Origin of the sequence: Vibrio metschnikovii CIP 69.14 (assembly GCF_000176155.1) — a bacterium.
GTDB classification, from domain to species: domain Bacteria; phylum Pseudomonadota; class Gammaproteobacteria; order Enterobacterales; family Vibrionaceae; genus Vibrio; species Vibrio metschnikovii.
Map to the genome: position 1 here is coordinate 22,826 of NZ_ACZO01000005.1, position 14,373 is coordinate 37,198.

The 14,373-nt window shown below is 48.3% G+C and carries 17 protein-coding genes; 12 read left to right on the plus strand and 5 right to left on the minus strand.

Going from position 1 to position 14,373, the window contains the following annotated elements:
- The first annotated feature begins 32 nt into the window (after positions 1–32).
- Genes gspG through VIB_RS02335 form a run of 8 tightly spaced genes read left to right on the plus strand, consistent with a single transcriptional unit; the run spans position 33 to position 5,521 of the window.
- The gene (gene gspG / locus VIB_RS02300) at positions 33–476 is read left to right on the plus strand and encodes a type II secretion system major pseudopilin GspG (protein ID WP_040903885.1); all 444 of its coding nucleotides are present in this window, start codon (positions 33–35) and stop codon (positions 474–476) included.
- Positions 477–528: 52 nt separating this feature from the next.
- Entirely contained in the window at positions 529–1,104 is a 576-nt protein-coding gene (gene gspH / locus VIB_RS02305; RefSeq protein ID WP_040903887.1) for a type II secretion system minor pseudopilin GspH, read from the plus strand.
- The gene (gspI, locus tag VIB_RS02310) at positions 1,097–1,453 is read left to right on the plus strand and encodes a type II secretion system minor pseudopilin GspI (protein ID WP_040903889.1); all 357 of its coding nucleotides are present in this window, start codon (positions 1,097–1,099) and stop codon (positions 1,451–1,453) included. The genes gspH and gspI overlap by 8 nt, the downstream gene beginning before the upstream one ends.
- Complete coding sequence (gene gspJ / locus VIB_RS02315) at positions 1,440–2,072, plus strand: type II secretion system minor pseudopilin GspJ (protein ID WP_040903891.1); 633 nt, start codon at positions 1,440–1,442, stop codon at positions 2,070–2,072. Before gspI ends, gspJ begins: the two co-directional genes overlap by 14 nt.
- Positions 2,059–3,072 (plus strand): type II secretion system minor pseudopilin GspK, encoded by a 1,014-nt coding sequence (gene gspK / locus VIB_RS02320; RefSeq protein ID WP_004394381.1) that lies wholly within the window; start codon positions 2,059–2,061, stop codon positions 3,070–3,072. The genes gspJ and gspK overlap by 14 nt, the downstream gene beginning before the upstream one ends.
- Positions 3,041–4,267 (plus strand): type II secretion system protein GspL, encoded by a 1,227-nt coding sequence (gspL, locus tag VIB_RS02325; protein WP_040903893.1) that lies wholly within the window; start codon positions 3,041–3,043, stop codon positions 4,265–4,267. Before gspK ends, gspL begins: the two co-directional genes overlap by 32 nt.
- Positions 4,267–4,761: a type II secretion system protein M gene (locus VIB_RS02330; RefSeq protein WP_040903895.1), complete on the plus strand. Its 495-nt coding sequence runs from the start codon at positions 4,267–4,269 to the stop codon at positions 4,759–4,761. Before gspL ends, VIB_RS02330 begins: the two co-directional genes overlap by 1 nt.
- Position 4,762: 1 nt before the next feature.
- Positions 4,763–5,521, plus strand: a complete 759-nt coding sequence (locus VIB_RS02335) for a type II secretion system protein N (protein WP_004394384.1) — start codon at positions 4,763–4,765, stop codon at positions 5,519–5,521.
- Positions 5,522–5,571: 50 nt separating this feature from the next.
- On the opposite strand, the gene cysQ is transcribed toward VIB_RS02335, so the two are convergent.
- From cysQ to VIB_RS02355, 4 genes are all read right to left on the minus strand, one after another.
- Positions 5,572–6,399 carry a 3'(2'),5'-bisphosphate nucleotidase CysQ gene (gene cysQ, locus VIB_RS02340; protein WP_004394385.1) on the minus strand — a complete coding sequence of 276 codons (828 nt, stop codon included), beginning with the start codon at positions 6,397–6,399 and terminating at the stop codon, positions 5,572–5,574.
- 8 nt (positions 6,400–6,407) lie between these two features.
- A complete protein-coding gene (gene nudE / locus VIB_RS02345; RefSeq protein WP_004394386.1) occupies positions 6,408–6,968 on the minus strand; it encodes an ADP compounds hydrolase NudE in 561 nt (186 codons plus the stop codon).
- Positions 6,969–7,158: 190 nt separating this feature from the next.
- Complete coding sequence (gene nfuA, locus VIB_RS02350; RefSeq protein ID WP_050782704.1) at positions 7,159–7,749, minus strand: Fe-S biogenesis protein NfuA; 591 nt, start codon at positions 7,747–7,749, stop codon at positions 7,159–7,161.
- An 84-nt stretch (positions 7,750–7,833) separates the two neighbouring features.
- Complete coding sequence (locus VIB_RS02355; protein ID WP_004394388.1) at positions 7,834–8,553, minus strand: amidophosphoribosyltransferase; 720 nt, start codon at positions 8,551–8,553, stop codon at positions 7,834–7,836.
- Between the two features lie 92 nt (positions 8,554–8,645).
- Between VIB_RS02355 and bioH the strand changes: the two genes are divergently transcribed.
- Positions 8,646–9,422: a pimeloyl-ACP methyl ester esterase BioH gene (bioH, locus tag VIB_RS02360; RefSeq protein WP_004394389.1), complete on the plus strand. Its 777-nt coding sequence runs from the start codon at positions 8,646–8,648 to the stop codon at positions 9,420–9,422.
- Positions 9,423–9,544: 122 nt separating this feature from the next.
- A complete protein-coding gene (locus tag VIB_RS02365; protein ID WP_004394390.1) occupies positions 9,545–10,015 on the plus strand; it encodes a hypothetical protein in 471 nt (156 codons plus the stop codon).
- Between the two features lie 280 nt (positions 10,016–10,295).
- Here the strand turns inward: VIB_RS02365 and VIB_RS02370 are convergent, their stop codons facing one another.
- The gene (locus tag VIB_RS02370; protein WP_004394391.1) at positions 10,296–12,617 is read right to left on the minus strand and encodes a Tex family protein; all 2,322 of its coding nucleotides are present in this window, start codon (positions 12,615–12,617) and stop codon (positions 10,296–10,298) included.
- Between the two features lie 235 nt (positions 12,618–12,852).
- Between VIB_RS02370 and greB the strand changes: the two genes are divergently transcribed.
- Positions 12,853–13,329: a transcription elongation factor GreB gene (greB, locus tag VIB_RS02375; protein ID WP_004394392.1), complete on the plus strand. Its 477-nt coding sequence runs from the start codon at positions 12,853–12,855 to the stop codon at positions 13,327–13,329.
- A 38-nt stretch (positions 13,330–13,367) separates the two neighbouring features.
- Complete coding sequence (locus tag VIB_RS02380; RefSeq protein ID WP_004394393.1) at positions 13,368–14,366, plus strand: LacI family DNA-binding transcriptional regulator; 999 nt, start codon at positions 13,368–13,370, stop codon at positions 14,364–14,366.
- Positions 14,367–14,373: the final 7 nt, after the last annotated feature.

Sequence of the window (14,373 nt, forward strand, 5' to 3'; positions counted from 1 at the left end):
GTGTACGATGCTTGGATCGAAATGGAGTAACTATGAATAGAAGAGCAAGTAAACAGTCAGGTTTTACCTTACTGGAAGTGATGGTGGTGGTGGTGATTTTAGGCATTTTGGCCAGTTTCGTAGTGCCTAATTTATTGGGTAACAAAGAAAAGGCCGATCAACAAAAAGCCATTACCGATATTGTTGCCTTAGAAAATGCCTTGGATATGTATCGCTTGGATAACAATGTTTACCCAACGACGGATCAAGGCTTAGAGGCGTTGGTGACTAAGCCATCAAACCCTGAACCGCGTAATTATCGTGACGGTGGATACATTCGTCGTCTACCGAAAGATCCTTGGGGCAATGATTATCAATATTTAAGCCCTGGCGATCATGGTCGGATTGATGTCTTTACTTTAGGGGCGGATGGTCAAGAAGGTGGCGAAGGTTCGAACGCCGTGATTGGTAACTGGAATTTGCAGGATTTTCAATAAATCCCGTGACATTCCTGTTGCTTACCGATAACCCATTGAGCAGTCATCAGTAATGAAATTTACCCGAGGCTTTACGCTACTTGAAATCATGCTCGTATTGGTACTGATTTCAATCAGTGCGGTAGCGGTGATCGCCACGTTGCCAGCTCGACAAAATGATCAGGCTAATGTGGCTGCGCAGAGCTTGTTTCAGCGTTTACAGTTACTCAATGAAGAGGCACTGCTCAGTGGTTTTGATTTTGGCTTACGGATTGATGAGCCCAATAAACGTTTTACCTTTGTACAGCTGACCGAGAAAGGCTGGCAAAAGATCGATAAAATTGGTTTTGCTGCTCAACTTAGCTTAGCCGATTCACTCAATCTCGATTTTGTTCTCGGTAGCGGCGTTTGGCAGGATAAAAACCGACTCTTCACCCCAGGATCTTTGTTTGATGAGGAGAGGTTTGCTGAGTACAAAGAACAGCAAAGCGAACCTGCGCCACAAGTATTTATTCTCTCTAGTGGTGAAATCACCCCGTTTCGTTTATTGCTTTACCCTCATCAGGAGAGCGTCGAACAAGCTTGGCAAGTCGTGGTCGAAGATAATGGGCATATTCGCCTATTCGCACCAGGAGAGAGTGATGAGTAAAAGGAAGCGCGGTTTTACGCTGTTGGAAGTTTTGGTCGCGTTAGCGATTTTTGCTACCGCGGCGATCAGTGTGATTCGAGCGGTGACTCAGCACGTCAATACGATTGGTTATCTGGAAGATAAAATGTTCGCGGCAATGGTAGCCGATAATCAGATGGCCAAGGTCATGTTAACCCCCGCTTCACTCGCGGCAAAAGAAGGCAAAGAGGAACTTGCTGGTCGCACTTGGTACTGGCGCGTTGCGCCGATTGCGACCACTGCGCCAGTGTTATCTGCCTTTGATGTCAGTGTTGCCAGCGCAGAAAAAGGCCAACCTTTGGTCACGGTTAGAAGCTATGTCAGCAAATAAAACACGCGGATTTACCTTAATCGAAGTCCTAGTGGCGATAGCGATTTTTGCCAGTTTAAGTATTGCAGCTTATCAGGTGCTTTATCAGGTACAACTGAGTAATCAAGTTTCTGCACAACGAGAAGCCCGATTGAGTGAGCTACAGCGCGCGATGGTAATGATGGATGCCGACTTTCGACAAATGGCGGCACGCGCTTTTCGTACTAATGGTGAAGCTCCGACCGGACTCCTTGTCCAGTGGCGAGATTATTTGCTCGATTCAGATGAAAAAGGCGTGTTATTTACCCGCTTAGGTTGGCATAACCCCCAGCAACAGTTTCCGCGTGGTGAAGTACTTAAAGTCGGTTATCGTTTAAAAGATCATGTCCTAGAAAGAGTGTGGTGGCGTTATCCTGACACTCCTGTTGCACAAGAGCCAGTCATTGCGCCAGTGCTGAGCGAGGTTGAAAGCTGGTCGATGCGCTTTTATCAACGGGGAGAGTGGTCAGAACAATGGGAATCGGAGCGTCGATTGCCCGAAGCGGTCAGCGTGCGCTTAACACTGAAAGATTATGGTGAGATTGAGCGAGTCTATTTATTAACTGGCGCTTCATTAGGAGAGGCCGATGGCGCATCCTAATGCCCAGCGCGGAGTCGCGTTAATCGTCGTGTTATTACTGCTGGCGGTGATGGTTTCGATTGCTGCGACGATGTCGCAGCGTATGTTTAGTCAGTTTCAACGTGCTAATCACCAACTGGGCTATCAGCAAGCGTATTGGTATACGCTGGGGGTGGAGGCGTTAGCCAAAGCCGCGATTGAACAGAGTTATCAAGACAGTGATGTGATCAGTTTGAATCAGCCTTGGTCTCAACAACATCAAACTTACCCGCTAGATTATGGCGTGGTGACGGGCAGTTTAGTCGATGCACAAGCCTGTTTTAATCTCAATGCATTCGCAGGTTTACTGCCCAGCAATGAGCCAACGCCACCTTATCTCTATCGAGTGTGGCGCGCGTTGTTGGATGAAGTAGAGATTGATAATTTTCAAGCTGAGACGATTGCCGATGCGACATGGGATTTTATTGATGCCGATGATCGGGTTAATCGTTCCAATGGTGCAGAAGATAGCTTGTATGAATCGATGACACCAGCGTATTTACCGCCAAATGGTTTATTGGCCGATGCCAGTGAATTGCGGGCAGTGTATCAAGTGAGTGGCGAAGCAATGCATCAGCTGTCACCTTATGTCTGTGCGCTACCCACCCAAGATTGGCGTTTAAATATCAATACGTTACCACCAGAAAAAGCGCCATTATTGGTGGCCATGTTTAGCCCGTATTTAAATGAGGCCAACGCTAAGTCTGTGTTAGAATCTCGCCCCTTTGATGGTTGGGATAGCGTGGCGAGTTTTCTCGCCGAGCCAGCGATCGCGGCCGTCGATAATGCGCGTCGTGAAGAGGCAAGAGCGTATTTAAGTGTCGATAGTCACTATTTTGAATTGGATGCTCAGGTGATGGTGGATACGTCCCGAGTGCGTGTTCGTAGTCTGTTTTATAGCAGTAATAAAAAGGATGCTACGGTAGTTAGCCGTCGCTATGGAGGAGTCAGTGAGCGAAAGCTTGATCGTTCGGCTGAGTAGTCAACAAAATGCAATTATCCCTTGGTTAGTCTGGTCATCGACTCAGCAACAAGTGATCGCCAGTGGTGAGCTAAGCAATGGACAACAACTCGAACAACTGACCCCGCACGCGGTTCAGCGTTCAACGATAATTTTGCTATCAACCAGCGACTTACTGTTAACTCAAGTCACGATCCCTGCAGGAGGCAGTCGGCAGTTTGCCGCCATGCTTCCCTATCTTTTAGAAGAAGAGATCGCGCAAGATGTTGATGAACTGCATTTTAGTGTATTAGGTAAACAAGGTGATCAAGCTTTTGTTGCTGGCGTTGATCGTGCCTGGTTACAGGCCATGCTGGAGCAGTTACAAGCGTTAGGACTAGACGTTAAGCGAGTGGTCCCCGATGTGTTGGCTTTGCCGGTGCATGAGGAGGGATTAAGTGCCGGTCAAATGGGTGATCAATGGCTGGTGCGTAAAGGTGAATACAGTGGATTATCGGTTGATAAGGACTGGTTAACGTGGTTTTGTGCGTCGGACTGGGTTAAGAATCAGACCGAGTATTTACCTCTCACAGCTTATACTCCTTTACCCGAACTTCCCTTGAGTGAGCAACAATCGTGGCAGTCGATGGCTTGTCCGTCGTTGTTGGTGCTGCTCACTGAGCAAGTGCTCACACATAAAATAAATTTGCTGACTGGGCCTTTTAAGCCCAAATCCTCTTGGAATAAATATTGGTTGATTTGGCGTAAGGCCGTGATCGCCGGTTTGTTTTTGCTGGTGGTATTGATGACCAGTTATGGTTTACAAGTTCATAAAGATACGCAGCTCGCGCAAAGCTATCGTGATGAAAGTGAACGTATTTTTAGAGAGATTTTTCCTGATAAGCAGCGTATTCCAACCGTCAGTTATTTGAGACGACAGATGACGGATGAGTTAACGGCGCTCTCTGGTTCAGCGCAAGGTGAAGATGTCCTAAGTTGGTTCAGCCGATTACCAGAGACGATTGGTAGTGTGACTGATATGCAAGTGCAAAGTTTACGTTTTGACGGCAATCGCAGTGAAGTGCGTCTTGATGTCACTAGTAGTGATTTTCAATCGTTTGAACAAGCGAGAGTCAAGTTAGCGGAGTACTTTTTGGTCGAGCAAGGACAGCTCAGCCGTAATGAGCAACGGGTATCAGGATCGTTTGTTTTGAAACCTAAGGAAGGGAGTGAGTAATGAAAGACAAATTAACTCCACTTTATCTATGGTGGCAAAGTATTAGTCAGCGTGAGCAACGCTTATTATCGGTCGCGGTGCTCTGTTTGGTGCTCGGGTTCGTCTATTGGGGGGCAATTGCACCACTCAATCAACGCAGTCAGGAAGCCAAAACTCGCATCCAAAGTGAACGCCAACTATTACAATGGGTAGAAAATACGGCCGATCAAATTAGCGCTCTACGTCAGCAAGGCGGTGTGGTGCGCTCTGCTCAACCGTTAAACCAAGTGATCGCCGCATCGACCGGGCAATTCAATATTGAGTTAGTCAGAGTGCAGCCGCGTGGCGACCGTATGCAAGTATGGATTCAACCAGTACCATTTACCCAGTTGGTTGCTTGGTTGGCTCATTTAAAAGAGCGACAAGGGATTGAGGTTGAGTTTATGGATCTCGAACGCGGTAAAGTTTCGGGCATGGTAGAAGTCAGACGTCTACAGTTTAAGCGGGTCGGATAACATGAAGCGTATTATTGGCTATTTGAGTCTATTTATCTCGGTCGCTTTCGTTAGTGCGCTGCTTCACCTTCCCGCTCATGTCGTGATTAAGCACTTTCCATTACCTTCAGGTTTAGCTTTGCAAGGTGTTAAAGGGACTATTTGGAATGGCAGCGCGAGTCAAGTTCGTTGGCAACAACAGAATGCGGGGGCGGTTCAATGGCAGTGGCAATGGTCGGCGCTGTTAAAAGCCCAAGCACGGCTAGCGGTGCGTTTTGGACGGGGTAGTGATGTACAGTGGCAAGGACGTGGTGTGGTTGGTTATGGTTGGTCGGGTCCTTTTGCTGAACATCTGGTGATCTCCTTACCGGCTAAGCAGCTACAACCTTATTTAACCTTACCTATTCCTCTGACCTTTGAAGGACAAGTGGAGCTGACTTTACGTGATTATCGCTACCGTGTTCCTTGGTGTGACACAGCGCAAGGCGTGATGACTTGGGATCAAGGTCAAGTTGGTTCTCCACTTGGTGAGCTAGCGTTAGGAGCGGTGGTTGCTGATTTTACTTGTCAGCAGAGTGTGTTTGAAATAACGGGCGGTCAACAGACGGAGCAAGTAAGCAGTGAGTTTTCGTTACGGCTTCAAGCAGATCGAAGCTTTGCAGCTCAAGCTTGGTTTAAGCCGGGCGCACAATTTCCCGCATCACTGGCTCAGCAGTTAGATTATTTACCCAGTCCAGATAGCCAAGGTCGTTACTCATTTAATCAACAGGGACGTCTGTAAAGTGGTTATAAAGGGGTAAGATGGGCGTGCAGGGGATGCCCTGCACGTTGCTAATCTTTTATCTTTAATATTTCATCCCAAGGCAAATCGGCATCGCCTAATACGATGAAATTGGGATTCTCTAAAGTATCTCGTTCATTATAAGACAAGGGGTCGAGTTGAGTATTTAAGATCCGACCTCCCGCTTCTTCGACAATGCACTGTGTCGCGGCGGTATCCCACTCTCCGGTTGGCCCTAAACGTAGATAGCAATCAACCGCCCCTTCGGCGACTAAACATGCTTTGAGCGCCGCGGAACCTAGTGGGATTAAATCGTAATTCCATTGGTGGCTTAAACGCTGAGTGATGCGATTAATGTCTTGTCGGCGACTGATGGCGATAGCGATTGATTGACCGGCTAACTCATGCTTATGACTATAAATACGCAGACTTTCTGACATATCGGGAATTTTCCATGCCCCTTTGCCCTGATAAGCATAATAAGTGACGCCAGAAACGGGTCCATACACCACCCCCATCACTGGTCGGTTATGTTCCACTAAGGCAATCACAGTCGCGAAGTCTCCGCTGCGCGCAATAAACTCTTGGGTACCATCGAGAGGGTCAACCAGCCAGTAGCGCTGCCACGTTTCACGGGTTTCTAAACCAATATTCGCCGCTTCTTCAGAAAGAACCGGAATGTCTGGAGTGAGTTCCATTAACCGTTCAGTGACTAATTTGTGGGCGGCGAGATCGGCGCTGGTGACTGGCGTTTCATCACTTTTTACAAACGATTCGTAAGATTTATTCTCGTATATATCAAGAATCAGTTGGCCTGCAGAGCGGGCAATGCTGATCACATCAGGTAAAAGATGAGAGAGATCTTTGGCTGTGGGCATGATATTTCCTATTCGTTTGCGGCAATAGACAAGTGACGAAGAGCCAGCAATAAAGCGGTAATACTGCGAGCTTCACTAAAATCAAGATGGGTTAATAACTCTTCGGCTTGTGCTAAAGGCCAGCGTATGACTTCGAGTGGCTCCGGTTCATCACCAATTAACTGATCTGAGTATAGGTTTTGTGCAATAAAAAGTGTCATTCGACTGGAGAAGTAGGAGGGGGCAAGCACCACTTCTTTGAGCGGTATTAAACGATCGGCTCCCATACCAATCTCTTCTTTTAATTCGCGAACAGCAGCTTGTTCTGCGGATTCTCCAGCATCGATCAAACCTTTGGGAAAGCCGAGTTCATAGCGCTCTGTGCCTGCTGCGTATTCCCGAACCAGCAACAAATCGCCTTGAGCGGTGATCGGTACCATCATGACGGCATGACGCCCACTGGGCTTCATACGCTCATAGGTACGCTGTTCGCCATTCGAGAAGCGGAGGTCGAGAGCTTCAATCGTAAACAGTTTAGATTGGGCGACGGCGCGTTGCGCTAAAATTTCTGGTGCTGTTTTCGAGGACATCCACTAACTCCTTGGCAGGCAAACTATTCTTACTATATAAGAAAATGAGATAGGTGGAAATATCTCCCTTTTACTTGCTGTATTGGCCGTACGGATCATATTGACGCCATCAATCGTGCTGAACGTTCAACCCGCGAGAAGGGGGAATACACAAACAGCGTAAGTCACGCCTGCGCTGTTTGTCTCTGATTTAGTAGTAAGAGTGGTCGCCGCGATCATGTTCCGTTGCATCACGTACCGCGGTTAGCTCGCCAGCAAATTGGGCCAATAGTTCTTTCTCAATGCCTTCTTTTAGAGTGACATCGACCATCGAGCAGCCATTACAACCACCACCAAATTGCAGTAAAGCGACACCCTCATCGGTAATGTTCACTAAGCTCACGTGACCGCCATGCCCAGCAAGTTGAGGGTTAACTTGAGTTTGAATCGCATACTCAACGCGCGCCATTAATGGGGCATCATCGTCTACTTTGCGCATTTTAGCGTTTGGCGCTTTAAGGGTAAGTTGTGAGCCCATCTTATCGGTCACAAAATCAATTTCAGCGTTTTCGAGGAACGGTAAGCTGAGTTCATCGACATACGCAGAAAAATCAGTGAAAGGGATCACGGTATCGGTTTTTTCTACCGCTTCTGGTGGACAATAAGAGACGCCACACTCGGCATTTTGTGTTCCGGGATTAACCACAAACACACGAATGTTCGTTCCTTCGGGTTGCTGTGCCAAGAGTTTGGCAAAATGAGACTGAGCGGATTCAGTAATAACGATAGTAGTTGTTGACACGACGAATACCTGAGTAATTTTGTAGGTTATTTGCTAGCCATTCTACTCCAGTCGCGCCGAGGATCCAGCCCTTTTTTACTTCGATTATGGCTGGAATGCATCGCTCGGCTCAGGAGTGCGGCATAAGCAATAAATATCAATCCTTTCGATGCCAACTTCAAGCAGTAAATCACATAATTGTCGGATAGTGCTACCGGTAGTGACCACATCGTCGACGATAGCGACATGGTTAACGTGTGGAATCGATAGACGTTGAAATGCACCAGATAAATTTTTCTCACGCTGTGATTTGGTTAATTGTTGTTGAGCGGGAGTGGCTCGAGTGCGGGTAAACAGATGCGGGTCAAACTGGCTACCTACGTGCTTGGCAAGGGGGCGAGCAAGACGCTCGCTTTGATTAAACCCTCTTTGCCATTGTCTGCGCCAGTGTAATGGGACGCAAGTGATCAGCGGAGCTGGCTCGGTGATGCATTCAGCGAGTCGAGCGGCTAAATGAAGCGCTTGCCAAAACTGACGCTGATATTTAAGTTGATGAATGGTGTGGCTCAATGGGAATCGGTAGTCACCGATGCAAAACAGCCGTTGCCAAGGGGGAGGGGTACGTAAGCATTGACCACACTGGGGAGTGAGGGTTAGGCAAGGTAAACCACAGCGCTGGCAACGAAGGCTGGGAGCATACCAAGCTTGGCAGGCGTGGCAAGTACCATGCTGCGCTTGAGGCTCTAAAGGCAGATGGCATAAGGTGCAGGTTGGCGTGAGCCAAGCGTGGGTGATAGCCGATATCCGATTTCGCCACATTGACATAATAAACCTCGGATGATGCGATAGAGATTGAGGTAAAGTATGGCGAAGATAGTCGTCTTAAGAGGCGGGTTTTAGTAGGAGAAAGTGTGAACATGACCGAAAAGCTGTACTGGCAAGTGATAGGCGAAGGGCCTGATCTGGTGCTGATTCACGGATGGGGGATGAATGGTGCTGTGTGGCAGCAAACCAGTCAACGGTTACAAACCCAGTTTCGTGTCCATATCCTGGATTTGCCTGGTTATGGTTATAGCGCTCAATCGTCGGCAGCGAGTTTAGCCGAGATCGCTCAAGTGGTATTGGACCAAGCACCGTCGCAGGCGATCTGGGTAGGATGGTCTTTAGGGGGATTAATTGCTACCCATATCGCGCTGCATTACCCGCAACGAGTTACCCAGTTAGTCACGGTTGCTTCGTCACCTAAATTTACCGCTAGCGAGCAAGAGACGCCAGTATGGCGGGGAATCAAACCACAGGTATTGGATACCTTTACCGACCAGTTGTTAACCGATTTACCCTTGATGATTGAGCGGTTTATTGCTTTACAAGCCATGGGTAGCCCGAGTGCGCGTCAAGAAATCAAAGCGCTTAAGCAAGCGGTATTAGCGCGGCCAATGCCGACTCACCAAGCGTTATTAACCGGATTACAACTGCTTTCCGAGACCGATATGCGTCAGCAATTGACCCAGTTAACCATGCCAGTACTGCGTATGTATGGTCGGTTAGATGGTTTAGTTCCGATTCGTATTGTTGAGGCAGTGCAGCAGTTGCAATCCAATAGTCAGACCTCTATTTTCCAAGCCTCTTCGCATGCGCCTTTTATGACCGAGCAAGACGCCTTTTGTCAGCAATTGCTCAGCTTTGCAAAATAACGGTAAATTTTGTTGCCGATTAGTGAATAAGCGCTAAAAAATCGCCCCGATTGGTCGATATATAGGTTATCCCCAACGGTAGCCTAATCGAAGGGGTGTGCGACACTGAGGAGGACTCGGTTATGATCGTGTCACCGACTAATGTTAGCGTGCCACTTATCGCCCCGTCAGTGAATGTGCAAACAGAGCAAGCGTCACGAGATAATCGGATACGTGCGCCTGTTACGGCACCGGTAGAGCTCACCAAAAGCCAAGCTGAGCGTAAAACCAAAGCAGAGGACAAGCGGCGTAAACAATCCGCTTGGGATCCTGCTGAGCACCCTAACTATGAGCAAGAGAGTGATCAAGAGTCTAAACGACGACAGCGTGAAGCACTACGCAGTGAATTGGATCGGTTGTTTGATTTATTAGCATTATCTTCTTACAGTGAGGAGCAAGGTAAAGGCTATACAATGCGTTTTCGGTTGCCAACGCGGATCATTGATGCGGCAATAACTGAAGGCAAAATGGCGAAACGACGGACAGTGATTAAATTTCATTACGGTCATTCTGTAGCGCCCAATACGCCATCAGAAGTGATAGCGATCCTGTAGTTATCATTGAGCATAAGCTGGAATGATAAGGTGAATAAAAAATCCCCACAGCCAATGCTGCGGGGATTTGTTTTTACCAAGTAGAACCTTGACGATGTGTTAATATTCCTGAAGCTGCAGGGGCGACGTTCGTTCACCTCAATCACATCGCCTGTCTATGCTTATCGGGATAATGAGCGCTGTCCTTGGCTCTCCACCAAAAGCTAGCCTACGGCTGTTCACATGGGTCTCTCACTTGCCTTCTACCTGTAACTCCAAGTGGTTTGGGTGTACGTTGGCGTTATTTTTTCGCTTTAGCAAAGGCGGCCGCAAAGGCACCGCCCATCGCGCCATTTTGCGCCGGTTCATCTCGGCGACGAGGAGGTTGCGAGGTTTGCTGACGCGCTTGAGTGGTGGATGACGAGCGTTGTCCGCGGCTCTCTTGTCCCGGCTCGTCGTTTAAGCGCATGGATAGTGCAATGCGTTTGCGCTGTGCGTCCACTTCCATCACTTTCACTTTAACAATATCACCCGCTTTTACCACGTCTCTTGGGTCAGCAATGAAACGGTCAGTGAGCGCCGAGATATGCACTAAACCATCTTGATGAACACCAATATCAACGAAAGCGCCAAAATTCGCTACGTTAGACACCACGCCTTCCAAAATCATCCCCACTTCGAGATCTTTCATCTCATTGACTCCATCAGCAAAGGTCGCCGTTTTGAATTCCGGGCGAGGATCGCGTCCCGGTTTATCCAGCTCTTTAATGATGTCGGTGATGGTTGGTAGGCCAAAATGCTCATCGGTATAATCGACCGCGCGTAGCGAGCGCAAAAAGGTACTGTTACCAATCAATGATTTAATCTCTTGCTGGTTTTTCTCAGCAATCGCTTTGACCACGGGATAAGCTTCAGGGTGGACCGCTGAGGCGTCGAGTGGATTTTTCCCCGCCATAATTCGCAAGAACCCCGCACATTGCTCAAAGGCTTTGGGGCCAAGGCGCGGTACTTTTTTCAAGCTGGTTCGTCCTTCAAAGCGGCCATGCTCATCACGATATTGAACAATATTTTGTGCTAATGCTGCAGATAAGCCAGCAACGCGAGTCAGGAGTGCAGCCGAGGCGGTATTGACATCAACCCCAACGGCGTTCACACAGTCTTCAACTACCGCATCAAGACGCTTGGCGAGCAACGTTTGGCTGACATCGTGTTGGTATTGACCCACACCAATCGATTTAGGATCAATTTTGACCAATTCTGCCAGTGGATCTTGCAAACGACGAGCAATGGATACGGCACCGCGCAGTGAGACGTCCATATTGGGAAACTCTTTCGCGGCCAGTTCAGACGCAGAATACACCGAGGCCCCCGCTTCGCTGACGATGATTTTTTGTACCTTAAGATTGCCGCGTTTAATTAAGTCGGCAACAAAAGTATCGGTTTCACGTGAGGCGGTACCGTTACCGATGGCAATCAGATCCACCTGATGTTTGTTGACCAATGCCGCGACGGTTTGCATCGCTCGCTCGTATTGATTTTGTGGTACATGCGGATAAATGGTGTCGGTGGCGAGTACTTTTCCGGTTGCATCGACGACGGCGACTTTACAGCCCGTCCGCAGCCCAGGATCGAGCCCCAGTGTTGCACGAGGGCCAGCTGGTGCTGCCATCAGGAGATCTTTGAGATTATTAGCAAACACATCGATAGCCTCAATCTCCGCGCGTTCTTTCATCGCGGCCATCAGCTCAGTCTCCATGTGCATCGAGACTTTAATTCGCCATGCCCAACTGATCACTTGCTGACGCCATTGATCTGCGGCGGCTTGACTGAGGTGCAACTGATAATGTTCGGCGATTAAGGTTTCGCAATACGAGTGGCGTAGGCTCTCATCTTGCTGGGGATCGGCATTTAAGCTCAGAGTTAAGAAGCCTTCGTTACGGCCACGTAGCATGGCTAAAGCACGATGTGATGGCGTTTTACTGATCGGCTCTCGGTGATCAAAATAGTCTTTAAACTTTTCACCCGCTTGCTCTTTACCTGCCACGACTTGAGCAACAATCTCCGCGTGACGGGTTAAATAGTGGCGTATTTTGGCTAATAGGTCGGCATCTTCAGCGATGCGCTCCATGATGATCGCTCGTGCGCCATCCAATGCCGCTTTACTATCGGCAGCGCCTTTATTGACGTCGATATAAGCTAAGGCGGCTTGCTCTGGTTCGATATCCCCTTGTAGCCATAAACGATCCGCTAACGGTTCAAGACCGGCTTCAATGGCGATGTGACCTTTGGTGCGTCGCTTCGGCTTATAAGGTAGGTAGAGATCTTCTAAGCGAGTTTTGTTGTCAGCAGCAAGAATTGCTTGTTCGAGCTCTGGAGTGAGCTTACCTTGCTCTTGAATCGATTTGAGAATCGTCTGACGGCGCTCATCCATTTCTCGCAAATAACTTAAGCGGGTATCTAAGTGACGCAGTTGCGTATCATCTAATCCTCCCGTTACCTCTTTGCGGTAGCGAGCAATAAACGGCACTGTGTTGCCGTCATCAATTAAGCTAACAGCAGCGATAACTTGTGTAGGGCTGACATTCAGCTCGTTGGCAATCTGTTGGCAGATAGCGTGGCTCATCCGTGGTCTCTCTTTTGAACAATCATGCAGGGATTGTACGTAGTCAATTTTTAGCTGCAATGTCTTTTGCTGATGGTTGGCGGTTCAGGTCGATTTTTAACATTGCTCATACCGAAAACTGACCCTGAAATCGAGCTGGAATAGGGGAGTGAAACGATGAATGCTATGCCCTGTTTAGTGAATTAGGTAACATACTGGCTAATAATAAGGTCTGTAACGATGATTGAGGTAGTAGGTGAAAACGAAACTGATTACACGTGCTGGTTATGAAAAGCTTAAGCAAGAGCATGATCATCTATGGCATGAAAAACGCCCGGAAATTACCAAGATTGTTACTTGGGCGGCCAGCCTAGGCGATCGCTCTGAAAATGCCGATTACACCTTCAATAAGCGTTTGTTGCGTCAGATCGATCGTCGGGTGCGCTATTTGCGTAAATTATTGCCAGAGTTGAAGATTGTTGATTACTCGCCACAGCAAGAGGGTAAAGTGTTTTTTGGTGCTTGGGTTGAGATTGAAAATGAAGCTGGCGAGATGAAAACCTTACGTATTGTCGGTCCAGAAGAGATTTATGGTGATGCCAAAGACTACATTTCCATTGACTCTCCGATGGCGCGCGCCTTGCTGAAAAAGCAAGTGGATGAAGAAGTGACAGTAAAAACGCCAACCGGTGATAAACTCTGGTTTATTAATGCCATTCGTTACGAAAAATAGTTACCCCATTGGTTCGTCAAGTTGGGGCTAGGAAAAATATGCACAAAAAAAACAGACCGACTCTGCAAGATATTGCTGATCAAGTCGGCATTACCAAAATGACCGTCTCGCGTTACATGCGCGATCCTAATTCTGTGGCGCAAGTTACCCAACAAAAAATCGCCGCGGTGGTTGAGCAGCTTGGTTATATCCATAACCGTGTACCGGCGATCATGTCTAAATCGTCCAGTCGGGCCATTGGCATCATTTTGCCTTCGCTCTCTAACCAAGTGTTTGCTCATTTGGTGCAAGGCATCGAAGAGGTTACTCAGGCCGCAGGCTACGATACCTTAATTGCCCACACCGGTTATAACCCCCAAGTTGAAGAAGATAAAATCGCCGCGTTTCTTTCTTATCGGGTGGATGGCCTAATTTTAACCGAAACTAACCATACCGAGCGCAGTCGGCAAATGCTCAAATCTGCCGGGATTCCGGTGGTTGAAACGATGGAAATCCCGACTCAGCCGATTGATATGGCAGTGGGGCTGGATCACGAACAGATCTCGTATCAAGTGGTGCAGCAGATGATTGCCCGTGGTCGACAGCAGGTTATCTATCTTGGCGCTCGGTTAGACACGCGAACTCAACTGCGTCGGCAAGGTTATGAGCGAGCCATGCGTGAAGCGGGTCTTCAGCCGATGCAGGTGTCCACTGGTGAGCATTCCAGTTTTACCTTGGGCGGTATTTTGCTACAACAGGCGTTGCAACAGTACCCAGCGCTGGATGGTATTTTTTGTACCAATGATGATTTAGCGGTCGGGGCGATGATGTATTGTCATCACCATCGTATTGCGGTTCCGCAGCAGATTGCCGTAGTGGGGTACAATGCGTTGGATATCGGGCAGGCAATGGTGCCGCGTTTAACCAGTGTGGAAACGCCCCGCTTGGCGATTGGTAAAAAAAGTGCCGAGCTATTGCTGGCGGCACTCTCTGGTCAAGCTGTCGAGCCGAAGGTTTATGATTTAGGCTATCGATTAACCCATGGCGAAAGCTGGTAATTGTTTG

What these genes read in the sequence shown, in the direction of transcription:
- gspG (WP_040903885.1), top strand. Translation starts at nt 33, where the DNA reads ATGAATAGAAGAGCAAGTAAACAGTCAGGTTTTACCTTACTGGAAGTG.
- gspH (WP_040903887.1), top strand. Translation starts at nt 529, where the DNA reads ATGAAATTTACCCGAGGCTTTACGCTACTTGAAATCATGCTCGTATTG.
- gspI (WP_040903889.1), top strand. Translation starts at nt 1,097, where the DNA reads ATGAGTAAAAGGAAGCGCGGTTTTACGCTGTTGGAAGTTTTGGTCGCG.
- gspJ (WP_040903891.1), top strand. Translation starts at nt 1,440, where the DNA reads ATGTCAGCAAATAAAACACGCGGATTTACCTTAATCGAAGTCCTAGTG.
- gspK (WP_004394381.1), top strand. Translation starts at nt 2,059, where the DNA reads ATGGCGCATCCTAATGCCCAGCGCGGAGTCGCGTTAATCGTCGTGTTA.
- VIB_RS02330 (WP_040903895.1), top strand. Translation starts at nt 4,267, where the DNA reads ATGAAAGACAAATTAACTCCACTTTATCTATGGTGGCAAAGTATTAGT.
- VIB_RS02335 (WP_004394384.1), top strand. Translation starts at nt 4,763, where the DNA reads ATGAAGCGTATTATTGGCTATTTGAGTCTATTTATCTCGGTCGCTTTC.
- cysQ (WP_004394385.1), bottom strand. Translation starts at nt 6,399, where the DNA reads ATGCCCACAGCCAAAGATCTCTCTCATCTTTTACCTGATGTGATCAGC.
- nudE (WP_004394386.1), bottom strand. Translation starts at nt 6,968, where the DNA reads ATGTCCTCGAAAACAGCACCAGAAATTTTAGCGCAACGCGCCGTCGCC.
- VIB_RS02355 (WP_004394388.1), bottom strand. Translation starts at nt 8,553, where the DNA reads ATGTCAATGTGGCGAAATCGGATATCGGCTATCACCCACGCTTGGCTC.
- bioH (WP_004394389.1), top strand. Translation starts at nt 8,646, where the DNA reads ATGACCGAAAAGCTGTACTGGCAAGTGATAGGCGAAGGGCCTGATCTG.
- VIB_RS02365 (WP_004394390.1), top strand. Translation starts at nt 9,545, where the DNA reads ATGATCGTGTCACCGACTAATGTTAGCGTGCCACTTATCGCCCCGTCA.
- VIB_RS02370 (WP_004394391.1), bottom strand. Translation starts at nt 12,617, where the DNA reads ATGAGCCACGCTATCTGCCAACAGATTGCCAACGAGCTGAATGTCAGC.
- VIB_RS02380 (WP_004394393.1), top strand. Translation starts at nt 13,368, where the DNA reads ATGCACAAAAAAAACAGACCGACTCTGCAAGATATTGCTGATCAAGTC.